Origin of the sequence: Streptomyces sp. CA-288835 (assembly GCF_050936385.1) — a bacterium.
In the GTDB taxonomy this organism is placed as follows: Bacteria; Actinomycetota; Actinomycetes; order Streptomycetales; family Streptomycetaceae; genus Streptomyces.
In genome coordinates this window covers 7,822,862-7,845,812 of record NZ_JBNJMW010000001.1, presented here as the reverse complement: position 1 = coordinate 7,845,812, position 22,951 = coordinate 7,822,862, and the positions used below count along the sequence as shown (strand labels likewise).

22 protein-coding genes are annotated in these 22,951 nt (G+C 69.4%); 9 read left to right on the top strand and 13 right to left on the bottom strand.

Annotation, left to right across the window (positions count from 1 at the left end; genetic code table 11):
- Nucleotides 1-36 precede the first annotated feature (36 nt).
- On the top strand, nucleotides 37-672 hold the full coding sequence (locus tag ACQEVY_RS35385; protein WP_432953484.1) for a TIGR03085 family metal-binding protein: 636 nt from the start codon (nucleotides 37-39) through the stop codon (nucleotides 670-672).
- Between the two features lie 39 nt (nucleotides 673-711).
- Here the strand turns inward: ACQEVY_RS35385 and hisF are convergent, their stop codons facing one another.
- Genes hisF through hisD form a run of 8 tightly spaced genes read right to left on the bottom strand, consistent with a single transcriptional unit; the run spans nucleotide 712 to nucleotide 6,424 of the window.
- Nucleotides 712-1,467 (bottom strand): imidazole glycerol phosphate synthase subunit HisF, encoded by a 756-nt coding sequence (gene hisF / locus ACQEVY_RS35380; RefSeq protein WP_432953483.1) that lies wholly within the window; start codon nucleotides 1,465-1,467, stop codon nucleotides 712-714.
- Nucleotides 1,464-1,862 (bottom strand): RidA family protein, encoded by a 399-nt coding sequence (locus tag ACQEVY_RS35375; protein ID WP_432953481.1) that lies wholly within the window; start codon nucleotides 1,860-1,862, stop codon nucleotides 1,464-1,466. Before ACQEVY_RS35375 ends, hisF begins: the two co-directional genes overlap by 4 nt.
- Nucleotides 1,859-2,599 (bottom strand): bifunctional 1-(5-phosphoribosyl)-5-((5-phosphoribosylamino)methylideneamino)imidazole-4-carboxamide isomerase/phosphoribosylanthranilate isomerase PriA, encoded by a 741-nt coding sequence (priA, locus tag ACQEVY_RS35370; protein WP_432953479.1) that lies wholly within the window; start codon nucleotides 2,597-2,599, stop codon nucleotides 1,859-1,861. The genes ACQEVY_RS35375 and priA overlap by 4 nt, the downstream gene beginning before the upstream one ends.
- Nucleotides 2,599-3,249, bottom strand: coding sequence for an imidazole glycerol phosphate synthase subunit HisH (gene hisH / locus ACQEVY_RS35365; RefSeq protein WP_432953477.1), 651 nt, complete (start codon nucleotides 3,247-3,249; stop codon nucleotides 2,599-2,601). Before hisH ends, priA begins: the two co-directional genes overlap by 1 nt.
- A complete protein-coding gene (locus ACQEVY_RS35360) occupies nucleotides 3,240-3,404 on the bottom strand; it encodes a hypothetical protein (protein WP_033318048.1) in 165 nt (54 codons plus the stop codon). Before ACQEVY_RS35360 ends, hisH begins: the two co-directional genes overlap by 10 nt.
- Before the next feature lie 4 nt (nucleotides 3,405-3,408).
- Nucleotides 3,409-4,002 (bottom strand): imidazoleglycerol-phosphate dehydratase HisB, encoded by a 594-nt coding sequence (hisB, locus tag ACQEVY_RS35355; protein ID WP_151479224.1) that lies wholly within the window; start codon nucleotides 4,000-4,002, stop codon nucleotides 3,409-3,411.
- Nucleotides 3,999-5,105 (bottom strand): histidinol-phosphate transaminase, encoded by a 1,107-nt coding sequence (locus tag ACQEVY_RS35350; RefSeq protein ID WP_432953475.1) that lies wholly within the window; start codon nucleotides 5,103-5,105, stop codon nucleotides 3,999-4,001. The genes hisB and ACQEVY_RS35350 overlap by 4 nt, the downstream gene beginning before the upstream one ends.
- Entirely contained in the window at nucleotides 5,102-6,424 is a 1,323-nt protein-coding gene (hisD, locus tag ACQEVY_RS35345; protein WP_432953473.1) for a histidinol dehydrogenase, read from the bottom strand. Before hisD ends, ACQEVY_RS35350 begins: the two co-directional genes overlap by 4 nt.
- Nucleotides 6,425-6,600: 176 nt before the next feature.
- Here hisD and ACQEVY_RS35340 point away from each other — a divergent pair, with 176 nt between their 5' ends.
- The 4 genes from ACQEVY_RS35340 (at nucleotide 6,601) to ybaK (ending at nucleotide 10,725) form a co-directional block, all read left to right on the top strand.
- Complete coding sequence (locus ACQEVY_RS35340) at nucleotides 6,601-8,193, top strand: oxidoreductase (protein WP_432953472.1); 1,593 nt, start codon at nucleotides 6,601-6,603, stop codon at nucleotides 8,191-8,193.
- A 212-nt stretch (nucleotides 8,194-8,405) separates the two neighbouring features.
- Nucleotides 8,406-9,452, top strand: a complete 1,047-nt coding sequence (locus ACQEVY_RS35335; protein ID WP_432953470.1) for a hypothetical protein — start codon at nucleotides 8,406-8,408, stop codon at nucleotides 9,450-9,452.
- Between the two features lie 11 nt (nucleotides 9,453-9,463).
- Nucleotides 9,464-10,204, top strand: coding sequence for an LON peptidase substrate-binding domain-containing protein (locus tag ACQEVY_RS35330; RefSeq protein WP_432953468.1), 741 nt, complete (start codon nucleotides 9,464-9,466; stop codon nucleotides 10,202-10,204).
- A gap of 17 nt (nucleotides 10,205-10,221) precedes the next feature.
- Nucleotides 10,222-10,725 carry a Cys-tRNA(Pro) deacylase gene (ybaK, locus tag ACQEVY_RS35325; RefSeq protein WP_432953467.1) on the top strand — a complete coding sequence of 168 codons (504 nt, stop codon included), beginning with the start codon at nucleotides 10,222-10,224 and terminating at the stop codon, nucleotides 10,723-10,725.
- 538 nt (nucleotides 10,726-11,263) lie between these two features.
- Here the strand turns inward: ybaK and ACQEVY_RS35320 are convergent.
- From ACQEVY_RS35320 to ACQEVY_RS35305, 4 genes are all read right to left on the bottom strand, one after another.
- Nucleotides 11,264-11,968: an AAA family ATPase gene (locus tag ACQEVY_RS35320; RefSeq protein ID WP_432953465.1), complete on the bottom strand. Its 705-nt coding sequence runs from the start codon at nucleotides 11,966-11,968 to the stop codon at nucleotides 11,264-11,266.
- A gap of 34 nt (nucleotides 11,969-12,002) precedes the next feature.
- Nucleotides 12,003-12,827: an ABC transporter permease gene (locus ACQEVY_RS35315; RefSeq protein WP_432953463.1), complete on the bottom strand. Its 825-nt coding sequence runs from the start codon at nucleotides 12,825-12,827 to the stop codon at nucleotides 12,003-12,005.
- 64 nt (nucleotides 12,828-12,891) lie between these two features.
- Nucleotides 12,892-13,872, bottom strand: a complete 981-nt coding sequence (locus tag ACQEVY_RS35310) for an ABC transporter ATP-binding protein (RefSeq protein ID WP_432955578.1) — start codon at nucleotides 13,870-13,872, stop codon at nucleotides 12,892-12,894.
- A gap of 489 nt (nucleotides 13,873-14,361) precedes the next feature.
- Nucleotides 14,362-15,582, bottom strand: a complete 1,221-nt coding sequence (locus ACQEVY_RS35305; protein ID WP_432953461.1) for an NYN domain-containing protein — start codon at nucleotides 15,580-15,582, stop codon at nucleotides 14,362-14,364.
- Between the two features lie 226 nt (nucleotides 15,583-15,808).
- Between ACQEVY_RS35305 and ACQEVY_RS35300 the strand changes: the two genes are divergently transcribed.
- The gene (locus tag ACQEVY_RS35300; RefSeq protein ID WP_432953459.1) at nucleotides 15,809-15,985 is read left to right on the top strand and encodes a hypothetical protein; all 177 of its coding nucleotides are present in this window, start codon (nucleotides 15,809-15,811) and stop codon (nucleotides 15,983-15,985) included.
- Nucleotides 15,986-16,117: 132 nt separating this feature from the next.
- Here ACQEVY_RS35300 and dnaE read toward each other — a convergent pair whose 3' ends face one another.
- Nucleotides 16,118-19,657 (bottom strand): DNA polymerase III subunit alpha, encoded by a 3,540-nt coding sequence (dnaE, locus tag ACQEVY_RS35295; protein WP_432953457.1) that lies wholly within the window; start codon nucleotides 19,655-19,657, stop codon nucleotides 16,118-16,120.
- Nucleotides 19,658-19,883: 226 nt separating this feature from the next.
- Here dnaE and ACQEVY_RS35290 point away from each other — a divergent pair, with 226 nt between their 5' ends.
- The 3 genes from ACQEVY_RS35290 (at nucleotide 19,884) to ACQEVY_RS35280 (ending at nucleotide 22,847) form a co-directional block, all read left to right on the top strand.
- The gene (locus ACQEVY_RS35290) at nucleotides 19,884-21,212 is read left to right on the top strand and encodes a DUF2252 domain-containing protein (RefSeq protein ID WP_432953455.1); all 1,329 of its coding nucleotides are present in this window, start codon (nucleotides 19,884-19,886) and stop codon (nucleotides 21,210-21,212) included.
- 76 nt (nucleotides 21,213-21,288) lie between these two features.
- Nucleotides 21,289-21,978 (top strand): hypothetical protein, encoded by a 690-nt coding sequence (locus tag ACQEVY_RS35285; RefSeq protein ID WP_432953453.1) that lies wholly within the window; start codon nucleotides 21,289-21,291, stop codon nucleotides 21,976-21,978.
- A gap of 56 nt (nucleotides 21,979-22,034) precedes the next feature.
- Entirely contained in the window at nucleotides 22,035-22,847 is an 813-nt protein-coding gene (locus tag ACQEVY_RS35280) for a thioredoxin domain-containing protein (RefSeq protein WP_432953451.1), read from the top strand.
- Nucleotides 22,848-22,951 lie beyond the last annotated feature (104 nt).

The following is a 22,951-nucleotide window of genomic DNA, read 5'->3' as shown; positions in this document are numbered from 1 at the left end:
TGTCCGGACCGCGGGCCCGGTCGTAGGCTGGCTGACATGTCGACCCATGCAAAGCGTGAACGACTTCTCCTCGCCGACCTGTTGGAGGCCTCCGGCCCGGATGCCCCGACCCTGTGCGAGGGCTGGAACACCCGGGATCTGGCCGCCCATGTGGTGGTGCGCGAACGCCGCCCCGACGCCGCCGGCGGAACCCTGATCAAGCAGCTCGCGCCACGCCTGGACCGGGTGATGACGGAGTTCACCGAGAAGCCGTACGAGGAACTGATCCAGCTGATCCGTACCGGCCCGCCCCGCTTCTCGCCCTTCTCCCTCAAGCAGATCGACGAGGCGGCGAACACGGTGGAGTTCTACGTCCACACCGAGGACGTACGCCGCGCACAGCCGGACTGGACGCCCCGCGAACTCGACCCCGTCTTCCAGGACGCCCTCTGGTCCCGCCTGGAACGAACGGCCCGCCTCATGGGCCGCGGCATCCCCACCGGCCTGGTACTGCGCCGCCCCGACGGTCAGACGGCGGTCGCCCACCGCGGCACCCCGGTGGTGACGGTGACCGGCGAGCCCTCCGAGCTGGTGATGTTCACGTACGGCCGCCAGAACCAGGCCGACGTGGAGCTGGAGGGCGACAAGGACGCGATCGCGAAGCTGCACGAGACGAAGCAGCTGGGGATCTGACCGCCCCATCGGGGTGCGGGCTGTCCGCACAGCCCCTGGCTACCGCACGGGATGCCCCGCCCCCCGCAGCGTCTCCTTCACCTGGCCGATCCGCAGGTCGCCGAAGTGGAAGACGGAGGCCGCGAGCACCGCGTCCGCGCCCGCGCTGATCGCCGGCGGGAAGTCGGCGAGCTGTCCGGCGCCGCCGCTGGCGATCAGCGGGACGGTGACGTGCTTGCGTACCGCCTCGATCATCTCGATGTCGTAGCCGTCCTTGGTGCCGTCCGCGTCCATCGAGTTCAGCAGGATCTCGCCCGCGCCCAACTCGGCGGCCTGGTGCGCCCATTCGACGGCGTCCAGGCCTGTGCCGCGCCGCCCGCCGTGGGTCGTCACCTCGAAGCTTCCGGACGGAGTCCTGCGGGCGTCGACCGACAGGACGAGCACCTGGCGACCGAAGCGTTCGGCGATCTCCCGGATCAGCTCGGGGCGGGCGATCGCGGCCGTGTTCACGCCCACCTTGTCCGCGCCCGCCCGCAGCAGTTTGTCGACGTCCTCGGTCGTACGGACCCCGCCGCCGACCGTCAGCGGAATGAACACCTGCTCCGCCGTGCGCCGCACCACGTCGTACGTCGTCTCGCGGTTGCCCGAAGACGCCGTGATGTCCAGGAACGTCAACTCGTCGGCGCCCTCGGCGTCGTACACCTTGGCCATCTCGACGGGGTCGCCCGCGTCGCGCAGGTTCTGGAAGTTGACGCCCTTGACGACCCGGCCGTTGTCGACGTCCAGGCAGGGGATGACTCGTACGGCGAGGGTCATGCTGTGGGCTCTCCTCGGAACGCCTCCACCTCGACCTCGACGACCAGGCTGGGGTCCACGAAGCCGGAGACGATGATCATGGATGCGGCGGGCCTGACGGAGTCGAACAGCTCCTTGTGAGCACGTCCGATGTCCTCCACGTCCCGGGCGTGGGTGATGTACATGCGCGTACGTACGACGTCGTCGCGGCCGAGACCCAGTTGCTCCAGCGCGGCGAACGCGACCTTGAAGGAGTTGATCGTCTGCTCGTAGGGGTCGCCTCCGGCGATCTGGCCGTCCACGATGGACGTGCAGCCGGAGACCAGCACCAGACCGTTCGGCAGCTCCACCGCTCGCGAGTACCCGAAGGTCTCCTCCCAGGGCGCGCCGGTCACGACGCGTCGTACGTCGCTCACTTGGCTACCGCCTCCAAGGCCTCTTCCAGGGTGAACGCCTTCGCGTACAGGGCCTTCCCGACGATGGAGCCCTCGACACCGAGGGGTACGAGTTCGGCGATGGCCCGCAGGTCGTCCAGGGAGGACACTCCGCCGGAAGCCACCACCGGGCGGTCCGTCGCCGCGCACACATTGCGCAGCAGCTCCAGGTTCGGGCCCTGCAGCGTGCCGTCCTTGGCGATGTCCGTGACGACATAGCGCGCGCAGCCCTCGGAGTTGAGGCGCTCCAAGGTCTCGTAGAGGTCGCCGCCGTCGCGGGTCCAGCCGCGGCCGCGCAGTGTCGTACCGCGTACGTCGAGACCGACCGCGATCTTGTCGCCGTGCTCGGCGATGACCTTGGCGACCCACTCGGGGGTCTCCAAGGCGGCCGTGCCCAGGTTCACACGCGTACAGCCGGTGGCCAGGGCGGCGGCCAGCGAGGCGTCGTCGCGGATGCCGCCGGACAGCTCGACCTTGATGTCCATCGCCTTCGTGACCTCGGCGATGAGGTCACGGTTGTCGCCGGTCCCGAACGCCGCGTCCAGGTCCACCAGGTGCAGCCACTCGGCACCCGCCCGCTGCCAGGCGAGAGCGGCCTCCAGAGGGGAGCCGTACGAGGTCTCCGTACCGGACTCGCCGTGCACCAGGCGGACCGCCTGGCCGTCACGGACGTCGACGGCGGGGAGGAGTTCGAGTTTCCCAGAGGGATTCGACGTCATCAGAGGGTTCCGATCCAGTTCTTCAGCAGCTGCGCTCCGGCGTCGCCGGACTTCTCGGGGTGGAACTGCGTCGCCCACAGCGCGCCGTTCTCCACGGCCGCCACGAACGGCTTGCCGTGCGTCGACCAGGTCACCACGGGCGCCCGCATCGCCGGGTTCGCGGTCTCCAGGGACCAGTCGTGGACGGCGTACGAGTGCACGAAGTAGAAGCGGGCGTCGGCGTCCAGGCCCGCGAACAACTCCGAACCGGCCGGTGCCGCAACGGTGTTCCAGCCCATGTGGGGCACGATGTCCGCCTGCAGCGGCTCGACCGAGCCGGGCCACTCGTCCAGGCCCTCGGTCTCCACGCCGTGCTCGATGCCGCGCGCGAAGAGGATCTGCATACCGACGCAGATGCCCATCACCGGGCGCCCGCCCGACAGCCGGCGATCGATGATCCAGTCGCCGCGGGCTTCCGTCAGTCCCTGCATACAGGAGGCGAAGGCGCCGACTCCCGGCACCAGCAGCCCGTCCGCGTTCATGGCCTTGTCGAAGTCGCGGGTTATCTCGACGTCGGCACCCGCGCGCGCGAGAGCGCGTTCGGCGGACCGTACGTTCCCAAAGCCGTAGTCAAAGACGACTACGTGTTTCGAAGGGGCACTCAATTCCATACCTCCAGCCGGAGGATCCCCGCCACGAGACACATCGCGGCACCGATGGAGAGCAGCACGATGAGGCTCTTCGGCATCTGTTGCTTGGCGAAGGAGATGATGCCGCCGACCAGGAAGAGCCCGACGACGATCAGTACGGTGGACAGGCCGTTCATGGCTTTACAGTGCGCCCTTCGTGGACGGAAGGATGCCGGCGGCCCGCGGGTCACGCTCGGAGGCGTAACGCAGCGCCCGCGCCAGCGCCTTGAACTGGCACTCCACGATGTGGTGCGCGTTGCGTCCGTAGGGCACGTGGACGTGCAGCGCGATCTGCGCCTGGGCGACGAAGGACTCCAGGATGTGCCGGGTCATCGTGGTGTCGTACTCGCCGATCATCGGCGCCATCTTCTCGGGCTCCGTGTGCACGAGGTAGGGGCGGCCGGAGAGGTCGACGGTCACCTGGGCGAGCGACTCGTCCAGCGGGACCGTGCAGTTGCCGAATCGATAAATCCCCACCTTGTCGCCGAGGGCCTGCTTGAAGGCCGCGCCCAGCGCCAGCGCCGTGTCCTCGATGGTGTGGTGCGAGTCGATGTGCAGATCGCCCTCGGTCTTCACGGTCAGGTCGAACAGACCGTGCCGGCCGAGCTGGTCGAGCATGTGGTCGTAGAAGCCGACCCCGGTCGACACATCGACCTTTCCGCTGCCGTCGAGGTCGATCTCGACGACGACGGACGTCTCCTTGGTGTTCCGTTCGACACGGCCTACGCGGCTCATGCGTTCTGCTCCTTCTTGAGTTCACGTACCGCGTCGAGGAACGCGTCGTTCTCTTCGGGTGTACCGGCGCTGACCCGCAGCCACCCCTGTACCCCGTTGTCCCGGACCAGGACACCCCGGTCAAGGATCTTCTGCCAGACCTGATGCGCGTCGGCGAACCGGCCGAACTGCACGAAGTTGGCGTCGGACTCGGTCACTTCGTAGCCGATCGCGCGCAGTTCGGCGACCAGCCGGTCCCGCTCGGTCTTCAGCTGCTCCACGTATCCCAGCAGCGTGTCGGTGTGCTCCAGCGCGGCGAGCGCGGTCGCCTGCGTGACCGCCGACAGGTGATACGGCAGCCGTACGAGCTGGACGGCGTCGACCACCGCCGGGTGCGCGGCAAGATAGCCGAGGCGCAGCCCGGCCGCGCCGAACGCCTTCGACATGGTCCGCGAGACGACCAGATGCGGCCGGCCTTCGAGCAGCGGCAGCAGCGAGTCGCCGTGGCTGAACTCGATGTACGCCTCGTCCACGACCACCATGGACGGCTTCGCCGCCTGCGCTGCCTCGTACAGCGCGAGGACCGTCTCGGGCGGAACGGCGTTGCCCGTGGGGTTGTTGGGGGTCGTGATGAAGACGACGTCGGGCCGGTTCTCGGCGATCGACTCCTCGGCGGCGGCGAGATCGATCGTGAAGTCCTCGTTGCGGGGCCCGGAGATCCACCCCGTGCCCGTGCCGCGCGCGATCAGGCCGTGCATCGAGTACGAGGGCTCGAAGCCGATCGCCGTACGGCCCGGTCCGCCGAAGGTCTGCAGCAGCTGCTGGATGACTTCGTTCGAGCCGTTGGCCGCCCAGACGTTCTCGAGGCCGACCGCGTACTTGCCGGTGTCCGTCAGGTACTTGGCCAGCTGGGTGCGCAGCTCCACCGCGTCCCGGTCGGGGTAGCGGTTGAGGTTCCGGGCAGCCTCACGCACTCGCTCGGCGATCCGCTCGACGAGGGGTTCGGGCAGCGGGTACGGGTTCTCGTTGGTGTTCAGGCGTACGGGGACGTCGAGTTGGGGCGCGCCGTAGGGGGACTTGCCGCGCAGCTCGTCGCGTACGGGGAGATCGTCGATGCCGGTCACTTGCTGGGCACCTTCCAGTCGAAGCGTGCCTTGATGGCCGCACCGTGCGCAGGCAGGTCCTCGGCCTCGGCGAGCGTCACCACGTGGTGCGCCACCTCCGCCAGCGCCTCGCGCGTGTAGTCGACGATGTGGATGCCGCGCAGGAAGGACTGGACGCTGAGCCCCGAGGAGTGGCAGGCACAGCCGCCGGTCGGCAGGACGTGGTTGGAGCCCGCCGCGTAGTCGCCCAGCGACACGGGCGCCCAGGGGCCGATGAAGATCGCGCCCGCGTTCGTCACGCGGTCGGCCACCGAGGTGGCATCGGCCGTCTGGATCTCGAGGTGCTCCGCACCGTACGCGTTCACGACCCGCAGGCCTTCGTCCACACCGGAGACCAGCACGATCGCGGACTGCCGGCCTGCGAGCGCCGGGGCGATCCGGTCCTCGATGTGCTTGGTGGCCGCGACCTGTGGCTGAAGCTCCTTCTCGACGGCATCGGCCAGCGCCACGGAGTCCGTGACGAGGACGGCCGCCGCGAGCGGGTCGTGCTCGGCCTGGCTGATCAGGTCGGATGCGACGTGCACCGGGTCGGCGGTGTCGTCCGCGAGGATCGCGATCTCAGTGGGACCCGCCTCGGCGTCGATGCCGATCTTGCCCGCGAAATAGCGCTTGGCGGCGGCGACCCAGATGTTGCCAGGGCCCATGACCATCGGCGCCGGGGCGCAGGACTCGGTGCCGTACGCGAACATCGCGACGGCGGTCGCACCACCGGCCGCGTACACCTCGTCGACGCCGAGCAGCGCGCAGGCGGCGAGGATCGTCGGGTGCGGCAGGCCCCCGAAGTCCGACTGGGCAGGAGAGGCGAGCGCGATCGACTCGACGCCGGCCTCCTGCGCCGGGACCACATTCATGATCACGGTCGACGGGTACACGGACCGCCCGCCGGGCGCGTACAGCCCAACCCGGTCGACCGGTACCCACTTCTCGGTGACCGAGCCGCCGGGCACGACCTGCGTGGTGTGCGTGGTGCGGCGCTGCTCGCGGTGGACGAGCCGGGCGCGGCGGATGGACTCCTCCAGGGCCGCGCGCACGGCAGGGTCCAGTTGTTCGAGAGCCGTAGCCAAAGCCTCGGCCGGAACCCGCACCGACTCCAGCCGTACGCCGTCGAACTTCTCGGCGAAATCGATCAGCGCCGCGTCGCCCCGATGGTGCACGGCCTCGCAGATCGGACGCACCTTCTCCAGGGCGGCCGAGACGTCGAAGTCGGCTCGGGGCAGCAGGTCGCGCAGGGCAGGACCCTCGGGGAGGGCGTCGCCGCGCAGATCGATTCGAGAGATCACGAAGCCAATTCTCTCAGACGTGGATCGGACGCCGGACGGCTGTATCAATCGCTGATACGAAGCCCGTACCGGCAGACCACCTTCACTCTGCGCGTTCATACGGTCACTCAGCGGGCATCACATGAACAGCTGTACGAACGCTGAGTGGCACGAGTAGCAGAGGAAGCAGGGAAACCGTGGCCGAGGGTGCCGGCATCCGGAACGGGGTCCGGGACGTGGATCCGCCGGGCGATCTCACCACCGCCGAGAGGGGAATGTGGCAGGCATTCCGCAACGGCAGCATGTACGACCTGCGCACCGGGGACCCCACCACGGACGATCCGCACGGCGGCCGTCCATGGGGCCCGGAGCGCAGTGTGCGGGCCCGCGTCGTGGCCATGCTGTTGCTGAACGGGCCGCCCGCGCTGGACGGCCGCGTCTCGTCCCTGAAGCTGACCGGCATCCAGATCACCGGCGTACTCGATCTCGCGGGCGGCACGATCGTCCCGTACGTCGAGATGAAGGGCTGCCGTTTCGAGAAGGAACTCCTGCTGCCGGAAACCCGGTTCACGACCGTGCGCCTGGTCGGCTGCTCGGTGCCGCGTCTGGAGGCGGCCCGGCTGCACACCGAGGGCGATCTGCATCTGCCTCGCTGCCGCTTCCACCGCGGCGTACGCCTCACGGACGCGCAGATCGGCACGGATCTGCTGCTCAACCAGGCCGTGGTCCACCGGGACCGGCACGGTCGCTCCATCACCGGTGACGGAATGACCGTAGGTCAGGACCTGCAGGCCGAAATGCTGGAGTCCGACGGGGAGTTGAGCCTGCGCGGCGCCACGGTGGGCGTCTCGCTCAGTCTGCGCGGCAGCCGGCTGAAGAACCCGCACGACCGGCTGGCGCTGAACGCCCCGCAACTGACCGTCGAGCGCACGCTCTATATGACGCCCGCGGGCGTCGGCAATCCGCTGCAGACCAGCGGCCGGACTCCGGCGCGCGGAACGCGGGTGCAGCGCTTCGCGTGCGAGGGCGGGATCCGTCTGGACGACGGGCGGTTCGGGGACGCGGTGGACCTCGAGCAGGCTCGCTTCGTCCTCAGGGACGACCAGGAGATATCGCTGCGCCGCGTACAGGTACCCGAGCTGCGCTTCCTCGGGGAACGGCCGAGGCGCGGGCGGGTCGTGCTGTCCGGCGCCCGGGTCGTCAACCTCATGGACGCGGCGGCCAGTTGGCCGGGCGCGGGCCAGTTGCAGATGGGCGGCTTCCAGTACGAGAACCTCGTGCCGCGCGGCCCGTTCCCACTCGCCCGGCGCCTGGAGTGGGTGGCCGCCGCGACCCCCGAGTACAACCCGGAGCCGTACGAGCGGCTGGCGGCCGTGCTGCGCGACGGCGGCGAGGAGGAGGACGCACGCGAGGTACTGCTCGCCAAGCAGCGCCACCGCCGCGAGTTCCTGCCGCTCGCGGCCAGGCTCTGGGGGTACGTACAGGACTGGACGGTCGCCTACGGGTACCGCCCCGGACGGGCCGCCCTATGGATGGCGGTGCTGTGGGCGGCGACTTCGCTCGCCTTCCGCCACGCAGACCACCCGCCGATCAAGACGGGCGAGCATCCCCCGTGGAATCCCTCCCTCTTCGCCCTGGACCTGCTCCTGCCCGTCATCGACCTCGGCCAGGTGGGCTACTGGCAGTTACACGGCGGCTGGCAGTGGCTGGCCACCGCGGTGATCCTCCTCGGCTGGATCCTGGCAACAGCGGTAGCAGCGGGCGCGACACGGCTGCTTCGCCGGGGCTGAACCGTAATCTGAACGCGCACAACCATGGCCGCATTTCGACCGTCTTCTCACCGCAAGAATCTTTTTGAGCAGCACGACTGCTGGGGCCTGCGAAGTACCGGTGCGGAACCGCGCCCCTTCAGGGGCGCGGGGAACTGCGCGACCAGCCACAACGGACCCGCAGGTTCGAACCACAGCTCCGGCTCAGGCGCAAAGGGAGGTGCCACAAAGAAATGGCACTGCTACGCGCGTTCATCCGTACCGCCCGGATGGCACGGAACACCTCCCCACTGGCCGCCGGTCTCCCCCGAGACGACGAGGTCCTGCTCGACGCCCCGGACGAGCGGCTCGCGCCGGCGCTGGTCGCCGCGGGCCGGGGCGAGTACGAGCCCGCCGCCAAGCTGCTCGCCACCACGCGGGAGGCCGCCGAGTGGGAGGACCGCGACCGGTACGCCACGCGTCTCGCCGCCTTCGCGCGCTCCCGCCCCGAGTGGTTCGCACTGTGGCGCTACGCGGCCCCGCACGACCCCGACGCGCTGCTCGTCAAGGCCGAACTGGCGGTCTGCCAGGGCTGGGAGTCGCCGGCCCGTGCCGAACTGCTGCGCCAGGTCGCGCCGTTGGTCACAGCGGCCGCCGAGGCCGACCCGCGCGATCCGGTGCCGTGGCGGATCGCGCTGGACCACGCCCGGGGCACGAACGCGCCACACACCGAGTTCGAGGAGCTGTGGACCGAGGCCGTACGCCGCTCCCCGCACCACTACGGCTGCCATGTGTCCGCCCTCCAGTACCTGTCCGCCGCCTGGTACGGCTCGCACCGCGAGTGCTTCGACTTCGCCGAGCGGGCCTCGCAGGACGCACTGCCGGGCTCCCTCGTCCAGGCACTCCCCGTGCGCGCGGCCTTCGCGTATCTGACCGAGGAGAGCGGCAGGTGCGCGGTGCCGCGCGAGCGCCTGGACGCGGCGGCCGATCTGGCGATCGCCCTGTCGCAGGAGTACGAGCCCGCCGACCCGTGGCCCGCCCAGGTCCGCAACCTGCTGATGTACGTGCTGATCCGGCTCGAACGCTGGGAGGACGCGCTGACGCAGCTGCGCCGGATCGGGCCGTATGCCACCTCGTTTCCCTGGGACCGGATCTCGGACGATCCGCTCGGGCAGTTCCTCGAACTCCGGGACGGCGTACGGCTGGAGGTGGCCGCGCGCACGCCGTTACGGCTACGCAGAGCGGCGCCTCCGCGTCCACTGAGTGACCACGGCGAACCCGCCCATCCCGGCGACCATTAGGCTTTTGCGTCGTGACCATTGTCCGGCTGCCGCTCTTCCCCCTGAACTCGGTGCTGTTCCCGGGGCTCGTCCTGCCCCTGAACGTCTTCGAGGAGCGCTATCGCGCCATGATGCGGGAGTTGCTGAAGACTCCCGAGGACGAACCGCGCCGGTTCGCCGTCGTCGCGATCCGCGACGGCCACGAGGTCGCGCCGAGCGCGCCGGGGCTGCCGGACCAGACGGCGGTACCGGAGCGCGGGCCCGCGGCCGGTTTCGGCGACGATCCCGCGCAGGCCCTCCACAAGGTGGGCTGTATCGCGGACGCGGCGACCATCCGGGAACGGGCCGACGGCAGCTTCGAGGTACTGGCCACCGGGACGAGGCGCGTACGCCTGCTCTCGGTGGACGCCTCGGGCGCGTTCCTCACGGCTGAGCTGGAAGAGCTGGAGGAGGACCCGGGCGACGAGGCAGGGGCACTGGCCCAGGGAGTACTGAGGGCCTTCCGCCAGTACCAGAAGCGGCTGGCCGGTGCGCGCGAACGGTCCCTGTCGACGGGCGGCGAGCTGCCGGACGAGCCGTCCGTCGTCTCCTACCTGGTAGCGGCGGCGGCCATGCTGGACGTACCGGCGAAGCAGCGCCTGCTCCAGGCCCCGGACACGGCGTCCCGCCTGCGCGAGGAGCTGAAATTGCTGCGCGCGGAGACGGCGATCATCCGTAACCTGCCCTCACTGCCCGCGACGGAGCTGACCCGCGGGCCGACGAGTCTCAACTGACGTAAGGCTGGGTTCCGTTGGCGAAGAAGTCGAAGAAGCAACAGCAGTCCGGCGGTACGCCCGCGACGGTGGCCCTGACGGCGGCGGGCGTCGAGTACACGGTCCACGCGTACGAGCACGACCCTTCCCACCCGTCGTACGGCGAGGAGGCGGCCGAGGCGATGGGAGTGTCCCCCGAGCGAGTCTTCAAGACCCTGGTGGCAGACGTCGACGGAGCCCTGACGGTCGCCGTTGTCCCGGTGGCAGGCTCCCTCGACCTCAAGGCCCTGGCCGCGGCGGTAGGCGGCAAACGCGCCACGATGGCCGACCCGGTGGCAGCGGAACGCACGACGGGCTACGTCCGCGGCGGAATCTCTCCCCTGGGCCAACGGAAGAGGCTCCGCACGGTCCTGGACTCCTCGGCGTCGGCCCACGCCACAATCTGCGTCTCGGCGGGCCGCCGCGGCCTGGAAGTCGAACTCTCCCCCGATGACCTGACCAAGCTCACGGAAGCAGCGTCGGCCCCGATCGCCCGAGCGTGACCACTCGACGAATGCCGCATTCTCGGCTAAACCGAAAACATGTCGAAGAAAACACGCAAGCGTAAATGGCGCACAAAGAAGGGCCGCTCAAACCATGGCCACAGGCCCGCGTAGGGACAAGGGCGGGCGGGGGCTACCGCCTAGGCGGTAGCCCCCGCCCGCCCGCACTCACGTGAACTAGCCTGCACTGTTCAGCCAAGCCCAGCCACAACCGTCTGGGGCACCCCAGCGGTAGCTGGGGAACTCGAGGACGAGGCCGCCAATCCGGCTTGCCCACCCACCCGCACTTTCCCGCCCACCCCAGGCAAACTCAGCCCGTCCGGCGCTTGAGGACGAGGCCGCCAGGCCGACCTGCCCGCCCACCCCAGGCAAAACCAGCCCGTCCGGCGTTTGAGGACGAGGCCGCCAGGCCGATAGCGGGGTCTGGGGCGGCAGCCCCAGCGGGGTCCAGGGGCGGAGCCCCTTGGTATGGGACGGGTAGGGGCGGCGGGGGCGAAAACCCGCGGCGCCCAGCCCCGCCCCGGCAACAAGCCTGCCCCTACGCCGGAGGCGCCCCGTACGGCCCCTCCTGATAAGCCTCCGGCTCAGGATCCCGCGGCCCAAACAACGCCGTCAGCCCCAGATGAACGACAAGCGCCCCCAACGACCACGCCAACAACGTCCCCTTAGCCCCAAGCTCCAGCGGCGCCGAGAAAGTAACCCCCCGCCCCACCTCCCGCGCATGCGCCGCCACATCCTGCGTAGGCCCAAGCCATATCCCCAGCCGCCAGGCAAGCAACGACCCGAGCACACCCCCGACCGTGAGCGCAACCACGATCGGAATCCCCCCACGCCGCCGCAGCACAAAAACCACCAGCGCACTGACCAGCCCAAACCCAAGCGCAAGCAGAGTGAACGTCCCGTCCACCCCGATAGCCTGCTCCCCCTCCGTGTCCTTGAGATAGACCGCGGACGAGTCCGAGACCAAGGGCACCTCAGGCGCAAGCCACCACCACAGCACCCCGAGCAACACGCCACCGACCGCCATCGCGAACGCGATGACAGCGGCCTCCCGCACTTCGGTCTTCATCCCGGGACCGTCCTCCTGATAGCCGACGGATCCGCCCGCACCAGCAGCGGCGGCGTACGGCGACGCCTGCCAGGCAGGGTGCGGCGACTGGTACTCCGGAGACTGCTGATCCGGGGCCTGCTGATCCGCAGAGGGACGATGCGGCGGCTGGGGCGGAGTAAACGGTGCGGTCACCCTGACATCGTGCCAGGCTCGGCTGTGGGCCGCGTCATCGGACGGCAGCCCGACGATAGGCCCAGGTCGCGACGGCCAGCGAGACCACCCCGACCCCCGCGCACACGGCGAGGTTCAGCACGACGACCCCCCAGTCGGGATGGGACCCAAAGGTCAGCCCGAGGGCCTCGACACCGTACGTGGATGGCACCAGATCCCGCGCGTACTGGACGACGCCCGGCAACCGCTCCGCAGGCAGAACCCCGAGCAGCAGAGCTGCCGACATCCCCAACTGCCCGAGCAACGTGGCGAGTTCGGGCCGCGGCGCCAACAGCCCCAGCGCGGCTCCGAGCCCGGCGAGGGCCGCGCCCGCGAGCGGGATCACGGCGGCGAGGATCCACAGATGAGCCATCGGCAGGCCGAACAGCACACACCCGAAGACGGCGGTGACCACGGTCCCCGGCACGGTGAAGGAGGCGTACGCGCCCGCCGCACCCAGCACCACAGCCGCCGGCGGCACCGGCAACGTCGCGTAATGATCGAGCCCGCCGCTCGCCCGCAGCTGCCCGAAGTACTGCGCGAGCAGGTTCAGCGCGACGAACGCGACGACGAGCACCGACGAGCCCGCCACCACGGCCCGCGCCTCGCCCCCGCCGTCCACCACCCCGCGCATCAGGACCATGATCCCGATCGACTGGAAGGTGGCCACGAACAGCAGCGGAATCCGCGCGACCCGCGCCCGGGACAGCTGCGCCCGGTACACGGCGCACAGCGCGGGCCACAGCCGGGCACGCGGTCCGAGCTCGGCGGCTTCCTCCGCGACGGCGTCCTCGACGGGGAGGGCACGGCCCGGCAGGACCTCGGCGGGTACGACACTCACGTCGAGCGGCTCCTGTTCGCTTCAGCAGTCGTCCTGTTCCGTACGGCCCTGGAGGCCCGAACACTCACGCCTTGACCAACCCCCGTACATTTCCGGCGCTCCCGCCGAGCGCCAGGTACACGTCCTCGAGGCTCGGTGTGGCGAGGGTGAAGTCGTCCAGGGCGGCGAACGCGGCCCCGCCGGTGACGGCGGCCACGGCCGCGCGGGCCTCCTCGGGGGCCAGGCGCAGCGCCCAGCGGCGGCCGGACTCTACGGCACGGTCGCGCAGCGCGGCGACCTCGGGAACGTCGAGGGGCGCGCGCTCGCGCCAGACGAGTTCGAGGCGCACCTCGCCCGCGACCTGCTCTTTCAGCCCGGAGGGGGTGTCGCAGGCGATGACCCGGCCCTGGTCCATCACGGCGACACGGTCGAGAACCGTCTCGGCCTCGATGACGTTGTGGGTGACCAGCAGAACCGTCGTGCCGTTCTCGGCCCGCCGCCGGTCGACGGCGCCCCAGACGGCGCGACGGGCGATCGGGTCCATACCGGCGGTCGGCTCGTCCAGCACGAGCAGCGGACGCTCACCCACGAGCGCGGCGGCGAAGCAGGCGAGCCGCCGCTGCCCGCCGGACAGCCTTCGCAGCGGCCGCGAGGCGAGGTCGGTGAGACCGAGCTCTTCGAGGACGGTGTCCCGCTCGGCCCGCGCGCTGCGCACATCGAGCCCGCGCAGCCGCCCGGTGGTCTCCGCGGCGAGCGACACCGTCAACTCGTCGAGCGCGGTCGACTCCTGTCCGAGGTACGCGAGGATCCGCGCCGCCCGCTCGGGATGCCGCACGATGTCATGCCCGAGGATCTCGACGCTGCCGCGATCGGGGCGCATCAGCCCGGTCAGCTGCCGTACGAGGGTGGACTTCCCGGCCCCGTTCGGCCCGAGCAGCCCGAAGATCTCACCACGCCGGATATCGATCCGTACGCCGTCGGTGGCCCGCACCTCGGGCGTCCCCGGTGCCCCGCGCCGTCCGCGCACCGCCGGATACGTCTTGGTCAGATCCCGCACCGCGCACACGACATCCCCACCGTGCCCCTGCCGGGCTCCCTGTGCGGCGCGCATACTCACGAGGGACGAGCCTACGGGGTCACGAGCACCGATTTACGCCCGGGTCACTGCCCGAGCCCCGTCAGGGGCGCATGCAGTGCCCCGCCACGGGCGCGGGGCCGTGACATTTGCGGCTCCGCCGCGGGCCGCGACCAGCGCCCCTTCAGGGGCGCGGGGCTGTGACATTTGCGGCTCCGCCGCGGGGCGCGACCAGCCACAACGAACCCGCAGCCGCCAACGAACAAAGCGCCCCGAGCTACTAGGCGTCGTCCCCGCGGAAGCGCACTCCGCGCCTCCGTTAGGGCGCGGAGCTGTGACATATGCGGCTCCGCCGCAGGGCGCGACCAGCGCCCGTCAGGGGCGCGGGGCCGTGACATTTACGGCTCCGCCGCGGGGCGCGACCAGCCACAACGAACCCGCAGCCGCCAACGAACAAAGCGCCCCGAGCTACTGGGCGGCTCACTCCCCCGCGGGAGCGTGCTCCGCAGCGGTCCGCACATCGATCTCCCGCCAAAACCCGGCCCGGATCGCATACCGATCATGCTCATCGATCTGATCGTCCTTGTGCGCGAGCAGCCCGAACCGCGCCGCGTACCGCAACAGCTCCCCGTCGATCCGATGCGGCACCCGGGGATACATCGTGGACAGCTTCTGCAGATGCGCCGGATCGGACAGCCGCCCCATCCAGCGCCGCGCGAACACCTGCCCCACCTCGTACGGATCCCCGCCCACCGTCGTGATGTCCTCCTCACGATCGGCCCACCGCTGCTCGGCCGTGGTGAGCTGCGCGAGCGTCGGCAGCGAGGCGGCGTCCGCGGACTCGGCGGCGCCGGGCCGGTCGACCCAGCCCTTGTCGGACGACCACCGCAATGTGGCGTTCGCCGGGTGCTGGGCGGTCTGCGCACCGGGCGCACCAGGCGCACGCAACGCCGCCAGATCCTTCGGCGTCGGCACGCCCTTCGCGGGCCCCCGCTCCTGCGTGCCGTTCTCACTCGGCGCCGGCTGCGGATGCTGCGGCTCCCGCGCACTCCGCTCGCTCCCGGAGGACAGCCCGGACTCGGGCAGCGGCGCGGAGAGGATCGCGGCGATCTCGGGCCGCGGCGCGGGCGGCGGCGCGCAGATCCCGCCGAACTCCTTGGCCCGTACGGCCTTGGTGATCCACGTCCGGTCCAGTACGCGGCGTTCGTCGGCCTCCGCGACCAGGTCCTCGGACTGGTTGTAGTCGCCGTCAGCGGCCTGCACCGCCCACAGGTGGACGGCGACGCCGTGCTCCTTGGCGGCCATCATGCCCGGCAGCAGATCCCCGTCACCGGTCACCAGGACCACGTCGGAACAGGCCCTGTTGCGCGCCAGCTCGGTGAGCTCGGCGTGCATGGCGGCGTCGACGCCCTTCTGCGCCCACCGCCCGTCACTGCGGGTCAGTGCTCCCAGACGTACGGTCACCCGCGGCATCACACGCAGCCTGCGGTGCTCGGGCTGCGGGACGCGGTCGGGGGCGCCGTCGAACCAGTAGATGCGCAACAGGGGCCGTTCCGTGTCGGACTCGGCGCGCTCGCGCAGCCCCTGGATCAGGGCGGCGTGGTCGACGGTGATCCGGGACCTCGAAGGCTCCCCGGCGAGAAGACTGGCGGCGGCCCCGAGCAGATACCCGGCGTCCACCAGGACGATGCAGCGGTCCACGCGATCCACCCTCTTTCCGGGAGGTTTGCTTCGGGCTTCCTTCGAGTCTGCCCGACTGCGCGGAGGTTAACGGCCGGAACTCGATCTTCGGCGTGGCGCATCTGAGGTTCACCCTCCGACAGGCCTTACTACGCACAGTAATTCTCTGACATGCGCGGCTTCTACGCCTATGTGAATCTGATCCCGATCCTGACCCCTAGGCAATCCCAACAGGAGGCAGATCACCATGGCCAAGAACAAGAACCGCAAGCAGACCCACCCGAAGCAGCGCGGCGCGCAGGATCAAGCCCGGCGCGGGACCGAGGAGTTGGCGTCCACCGCCGAGCAAACCGAACCAGCGGCGAGCACCACCCAGTTCGCCTCCGGCGGCGGCAAGCGGCGGAAGAAGTTCGGCCACAACTGAGCGGCCTAGGAGCGGCACAGGGCGAGAGGGGCGCACCCGGATCGGGGCGCCCCTCGTCGTTTCCCGTACGCGGCGGTGCGTACGCGCTGTTGCGTACACCGTGTTCCGTACGTCGTTTCCGTACGCGTCTGCTCAGCCGGCCAGGCAGGACGGGCCGAGCAGGACCTTCAAGTCCCCGAAGAGCGCCGGGTCCGGCTTCACGCGGTGGCGGTCGAGCCGTAGCACCGTCGTCTTGCGCGGGCCCTGGAGCTTGATGCGTACCTCGCTGTCGCCCTTGTGATGACTGAGGATCTCGCCGAGCCGGCTGACCATGGGCGGGGTGACCTTCAGGGCCGGGATCGTCAGGATGACGGGGGCGTTGGTGCCCGCGTTCGACAGATCCGGGACCTGGAGTTCCATGGCGACAAGGCGGGGTACGTCCTCCCGCTTGTCGAGGCGTCCCTTGACGAACACCACGGCGTCCTCGACGAGTTGAGTGGACACCAGCTGATAGGTGGCGGGGAAGAACATGCACTCCAGGGAGCCGGCCAGGTCCTCGACGGTGGCGATGGCCCAGGCGTTGCCCTGCTTGGTCATCTTGCGTTGCAGGCCGGAGATGATGCCGCCGATGGTGACGACCGCGCCGTCGCCGAAGTCGCCGCCGGTGAGCTGGGCGATGCCGGCGTCGGCCTTGTCGGACAGCACGTGTTCCAGGCCGAACAGCGGGTGGTCGGAGACGTACAGGCCGAGCATCTCCCGTTCCTGGGCGAGCAGGTAGGCCTTGTCCCACTCCTCGTCGGTGAAGGTGACGTCCATGCCGAAGCCGGGTTCGTCGGCACTGTCGTCGCCCATGCCGCCGAAGAGGTCGAACTGGCCCTCGGCCTCCTTGCGTTTGACCTGCACCACGTTGTCGATCATCGGCTCGAACTGGGCGGTCAGCCCCTTGCGGGTGTGCCCCATGGTGTCGAAGGCGCCGGCCTTGATCAGTGATTCGGTGGTGCGCTTGTTGCAGACGACGGCCTCGACCTTGTCGAGGTAGTCGGGGAAGGAGGCGTACTTTCCCTTCTCCTTGCGCGAGCGGATGATCGACTCCACCACGTTCGTGCCGACGTTACGGACGGCCGAGAGGCCGAAGAGGATCACGTCGTCGCCCTGGGCGGCGAAGTTGGACATCGACTCGTTGACGTTCGGCGGCAGCACCTTGATGCCCATGCGCCGGCATTCGTTGAGGTAGACGGCCGACTTGTCCTTGTCGTCCTTGACCGAGGTGAGCAGCGCGGCCATGTACTCGGCGGGGTAGTTCGCCTTCAGATACGCAGTCCAGTACGAGACCAGTCCGTACGCGGCGGAGTGGGCCTTGTTGAACGCGTAGCCGGCGAACGGGACCAGCACGTCCCACAGTGCCTGGATCGCCTCGTCGCTGTAGCCGTTCTTCCGGGCGCCCGCCTGGAAGAGGACGAAGTTCTTCGCCAGCTCGTCGGGCTTCTTCTTGCCCATCACCCGGCGCAGGATGTCGGCCTCGCCGAGCGAGTACCCGGCGATGATCTGGGCGGCCTTCTGCACCTGCTCCTGGTAGACGATCAGGCCGTAGGTGACGGCGAGCACCTCTTCGAGGGGCTCCTCCAGCTCCTTGTGGATCGGGGTGATCTCCTGGCGGCCGTTCTTGCGCTCCGCGTAGTTGATGTGCGAGTTCATGCCCATCGGGCCCGGCCGGTAGAGGGCCGAGACGGCGGAGATGTCCTCGAAGTTGTCGGGCTGCATCTGGCGGAGCAGCGAGCGCATCGGGCCCCCGTCGAACTGGAAGACGCCGAGGGTGTCACCGCGGCAGAGCAGTTCGAAGGTCTTGGGGTCGTCCAGCGAAAGGGAGAGCATCTCCAGGTCGATGCCCTTGTTGGCCTTCACCATCTTGATGGCGTCGTCCATGATCGTGAGGTTGCGCAGGCCCAGGAAGTCCATCTTCAGCAGGCCAAGCGACTCACACTGCGGGTAGTCCCACTGCGTGATGGTCACGCCGTCGGTGTGCCGCACCCAGATCGGGGCGTGGTCGACGATGGGCTCGCTGGACATGATCACGCCGGCCGCGTGCACGCCCATCTGCCGGACCAGGCCCTCGACGCCCTTGGCGGTGTCGATGACCTTCTTCACATCCGGCTCGTTCTCGTACATCGACCGGATCTCGCCCGCCTCGTTGTACCGGGGGTGCGAGGGGTCGGTGATGCCGTTCAGGTCGATGCCCTTGCCGAGCACGTCGGCGGGCATCGCCTTGGTGAGCCGGTCGCCCATGGCGTACGGGTAGCCCAGTACGCGCGCCGAGTCCTTGATCGCGTTCTTCGCCTTGATCTTGCCGTACGTGCCGATCATGGCGACCTTGTCGGCGCCGTACTTCTCCGTCACATAGCGGATCACCTCGACGCGCCTGCGCTCGTCGAAGTCGATGTCGACATCGGGCATGGAGACGCGCTCGGGGTTGAGGAACCGCTCGAAGATCAGACCGTGCGGGATCGGGTCGAGGTCGGTGATGCCCATGGCGTACGCGACGATCGAGCCGGCCGCGGAACCACGGCCCGGACCGACCGCAATGCCCTGCTCCTTGGCCCACATGATGAAGTCGGCGACCACGAGGAAGTACCCCGGGAACCCCATCTGGATGATGACGTCCATCTCGTACTCGGCCTGCTTCTGGCGGTCCTCGGGGATGCCGCCGGGGAAGCGGCGCTCCATCCCTCGCCGGACCTCTTCCTGGAACCAGGTGACTTCGGTGTAGCCCTCTGGGATGTCGAACTTCGGCATGAGGTTCTTTGTCTCGAACATGCCGCTGGTGTCGATCTGCTCGGCCACCAGCAGCGTGTTAGCACACCCCTGCTGCCAGGCATCCGAGGAGTCGATCGCGTACATCTCGTCCGTCGACTTCAGGTAGTAGCCGGTGCCGTCGAACTTGAAGCGGTCCGGATCCGAGACGTTCTTGCCGGTCTGAATACACAGCAGGGCGTCGTGCGCGGCCGCCTCGTGCGGGTACGTGTAGTGCGAGTCATTGGTCACCAGCGGCGGAATGCCCAGCTTCTTGCCGATCTCCAGCAGCCCGTCGCGCACCCGGCGCTCGATCTCGATGCCGTGGTCCATCAGTTCCAGGAAGTACCGGTCCTTGCCGAAGATGTCCTGGTACTCGGCGGCCGCCTTCAGCGCCTCGTCGAACTGGCCGAGACGCAGCCGGGTCTGCAGCTCCCCCGACGGACAACCGGTGGAGGCGATCAGCCCCTCCGACCACTGGGAGATCGTCTCCTTGTCCATCCGCGGCCACTTCTGCAGCCAGCCCTCCGCATACGCGTCCGAGGACAGCTTGAACAGGTTGTGCAGCCCGGTCTTGTTCGCCGCCCAGATCGTCTTGTGGGTGTAGCCACCGGAGCCGGAGACGTCGTCCCGCTTCTGGTGCGGCTGCCCCCACTGGATCTTCCGCTTGTTGCGCCGCGACTCCGGCGCCACATACGCCTCGATGCCGATGATCGGCGTGACCCCGGCCTTCTTGGCGGAGTGGAAGAAGTCGTACGCCCCGTGCAGGTTGCCGTGGTCGGACATGGCGATGTGCGTCATGCCCATCTCGTTGCACGCGTCGAACATGTCCTTGAGCCGCGCGGCACCGTCCAGCAGCGAGTACTGGGTGTGGACGTGCAGGTGCGTGAACGGCGGCTTTGACACGGCTTCGGCCTCCAAGGCGAACAGCGGTCGACGGGCTCCCGACAGGCTGCGAACAGTCTGGGGTCAGCGTCGAAGTCTATGCCTCGGCACTGACAATTCGAGGGTCCCCCCGCGTACGTTCACATGCGGAGAACGGGCACTCCCGCGTACCTTCGTCCGTTGGAAGAGGACGGGCGATTTCCGTCCCACTTGTCATGCGTCACCCTGCACCTGGAGGCACCCCGCGATGTCGGATCCGCAGCTCAGCGCCGAGCAACGCGGCGAACAGATCCTCGCCGTCTTCGACACCGCCTTCGGCGAGTTGCTGGCCGCCGACCCGGCCGCGTTCCGCGTGAAGTTCCGGAAAATGGCGGCCTCGGCGTTCGCGTTCTACCGCGGCACGGCGTGCCTCTTCTATTACGACCTGGAGCAGGAGAAGCGGGGCGGACCGTACCTCGATGAGCGGACCTCGCGCGTGTGGATCCACGGCGACCTGCACGCCGAGAACTTCGGCACGTACATGGACGCCCAGGGCCGCCTGATCTTCAACGTCAACGACTTCGACGAGGCGTACGTCGGCCCCTTCACCTGGGACCTCAAGCGCCTCGCCGCCTCCGTGGCGCTGATCGGATACGCGAAGGCGCTCAGCGACGAGCAGATCACCGAGCTGGTACGGATCTACGCGGCCTCGTACCGCGACCGGATCCACGCCCTCGCGACGGGCGCCAAGAGCGACGAGGTGCCGCCCTTCACGCTGGACACCGCCCAGGGACCGCTCCTGGACGCGCTGCGGGACGCCCGCTCGCTGACCCGTTTCGGGCTGCTCGAGTCGATGACGGAGATCCGCGACTTCGAGCGCCGTTTCGCGGCCGGCGGCGGCTCCATCGAGCTGGACGCGGCCACGCGCTACAAGGTGCTCGCGGCGTTCGACGGCTATCTGGAGACGCTGCCGGAGGCCTCCCTGTCCCGCCCGGACTCGTATCGCGTGAAGGACGTCGTGGGCCGGCGCGGCATCGGCATCGGCTCGGCCGGTCTCCCCTCGTACAACATCCTTCTGGAGGGCGCCACGGACGCCCTGGAGAACGATGTGGTGATCTACATCAAGCAGGCCCAGACCCCGGCCGTCTCCCGGCACATCACGGACCCGGCGATCCGCGAGTACTTCCAGCACGAGGGCCACCGCACGGTGATCTCGCAGCGCGCCCTCCAGGCGCACGCGGACCCGTGGCTGGGCTGGACCGAGCTGGACGGCTCGGGCCAGCTGGTCGCCGAGGTGTCGCCGTACGCGGTGGACCTGGACTGGGGCGATATCGACGACCCGGAGGAGATCGCGGCGGTCGTCGCCGACCTGGGGCGGGCCACGGCCACCATGCACGCGGCGGCGGACGACGAGAGCGGCCACTCCGAGCTGGTGCCGTTCTCCACGGAGCGGGCCATCGACGCGGCGATCGCGGCGGACGAGTCCGGCTTCGGGGATCTCCTGGTGGACTTCGCCCACGCGTACGGCGCACGCGCGCGTGCCGACCACCAGATCTTCGTGGACCTGTTCCGCAACGGACGGATTCCGGGGCTGTAGACCGGTGACCGCCCGCTCACACACAGGGAGTTTTTAGAGCTTCCTTACGGGAGTACGTGCCACACTCTCCACTGCTATGGACATATCCGGGACCCAGCTGAGAGCCGTACGCGCGGCACTGTTCACGGCACTCGTCGTGACACTGTCCGTCGCGTCACACGTGCTGCTGTCCCGGGCTCCGCTGCCGCTGGCCACCGTGGCCGCGCTCACGGCCGCCGTCTTCGTCATCGCGTACGCGCTGGCAGGCCACGAGCGCGGCTTCGGGCGGATCGCGGCCCTGCTCATCCCGTTGGAGCTGGCCGCCGACACGCTGTTCACAGCGGGCCAGCACGCCTGTTACGGCAAGGCGGGCGGCCCGGTGGCGGGACCGCTGCGGTCGGTCGGCCTCGACTTCCTGTGCTCCGGCGAGGTCGGCACTCCGCTGGCACGGGTGACGCGGGAAGGCGACGGCGCCGCCGCGCTTCTCGCCCACGCCGATCCGGCCGCCGCCTGGCTGCTGCTCGCCGCACATGTCGGCGTCGGCCTCCTCGCGGCCGCCTGGCTACGGCGCGGCGAGCGGGCCCTGGCCCAACTCCTGTGCGCGGCCGTCGCGTCCACCTTCCGGCCGCTGCTGCTCGCCGTCGCCACGGTGACCGTGCGGCCCGCACGCGTACCCCGGCTCCCGCGCCCCGTGCGCCGCCCGATCGCGCCCCGCAGCCACTTCTTCGTGCACTCCCTGGGACGGCGTGGACCGCCGTGCTCGCTTGTTCTCGCCCTCGTGGCGTGAACCGCAGCTGAGCACAGCAGTCCACATCCCCATGCCTTCACACGGAGAAAACGATCATGAGCAAGAGGAACAGCCAGTCGGCGAAGACGGCGGCCCGTGAGCGGCTGCGCGCCGAACGCGAGCGCCAGGCCAAGCGCGCCAAGATCAAGCGGCAGGTCATCGTCGCCTGCTCCGTCGTCGGTGTTCTCGCGGCGGCCGGCGGCATCAGCTACGCCGTCGTCCAGGGCAACAAGCCCGGCCACTGGGAGGCCGCGCAGGACGCCAAGCTCGTCAAGCCGGCCCACACCAGCGGCAAGAACGGCACGACCGTCGTCATCGGCAAGAGCAGCGCCAAGAAGACCCTCGAGATGTACGAGGATCCGCGCTGCCCGGTCTGTGCCCAGTTCGAGCAGGCGGTCGGCCCGACGGTCGACAAGGGCCTCGAGGACGGGACGTACAAGGTCCAGTTCATCGGCGCCACGTTTATCGACAACGCCACCCAGGGCGAGGGCTCCAAGAACGCGCTCAGCGCGATGGGCGCCGCCCTGAACGTGAGCACGGACGCCTTCCTGCAGTACAAGGGCGCGCTCTACTCGGCGAAGTACCACCCCGAGGAGAGCCAGGACAAGTTCAAGGACGACTCGTACCTGATCGAGGTGGCCAACACCGTCGACGCCCTCAAGAACAACAAGAAGTTCCAGACGGCGGTGGAGAACGGCACCTACGACAAGTGGGCGCTGCTCATGTCGAAGAAGTTCGACGACAGCGGTGTCCAGGGCACGCCGACGCTGGAGATGGACGGTAAGAAGCTCACCGGCTCCGACGGCAAGAACGCGCCGATGACCCCCGCCGACTTCCAGGCGGCGATCGACAAGGCACTGGCGGCCTGAGCCGGCAGAGAGCGCCCAGGGCCTGAGCCGGCGGAGAACGCTCAAGGCTTGAGCGAATCCGTGTCAAAGAGCGGGCGAACTTTCCGAGTTCGCCCGCTCTCGCC

Coding starts and splice junctions, on each gene's coding strand:
- ACQEVY_RS35335 (WP_432953470.1), top strand. CDS start 8,406: ATGGCACTGCTACGCGCGTTCATCCGTACCGCCCGGATGGCACGGAAC.
- priA (WP_432953479.1), bottom strand. CDS start 2,599: ATGACGTCGAATCCCTCTGGGAAACTCGAACTCCTCCCCGCCGTCGAC.
- hisH (WP_432953477.1), bottom strand. CDS start 3,249: ATGGAATTGAGTGCCCCTTCGAAACACGTAGTCGTCTTTGACTACGGC.
- hisB (WP_151479224.1), bottom strand. CDS start 4,002: ATGAGCCGCGTAGGCCGTGTCGAACGGAACACCAAGGAGACGTCCGTC.
- ACQEVY_RS35360 (WP_033318048.1), bottom strand. CDS start 3,404: ATGAACGGCCTGTCCACCGTACTGATCGTCGTCGGGCTCTTCCTGGTC.
- ACQEVY_RS35280 (WP_432953451.1), top strand. CDS start 22,035: ATGAGCAAGAGGAACAGCCAGTCGGCGAAGACGGCGGCCCGTGAGCGG.
- ACQEVY_RS35300 (WP_432953459.1), top strand. CDS start 15,809: ATGGCCAAGAACAAGAACCGCAAGCAGACCCACCCGAAGCAGCGCGGC.
- ACQEVY_RS35285 (WP_432953453.1), top strand. CDS start 21,289: ATGGACATATCCGGGACCCAGCTGAGAGCCGTACGCGCGGCACTGTTC.
- hisF (WP_432953483.1), bottom strand. CDS start 1,467: ATGACCCTCGCCGTACGAGTCATCCCCTGCCTGGACGTCGACAACGGC.
- ACQEVY_RS35385 (WP_432953484.1), top strand. CDS start 37: ATGTCGACCCATGCAAAGCGTGAACGACTTCTCCTCGCCGACCTGTTG.
- ACQEVY_RS35290 (WP_432953455.1), top strand. CDS start 19,884: ATGTCGGATCCGCAGCTCAGCGCCGAGCAACGCGGCGAACAGATCCTC.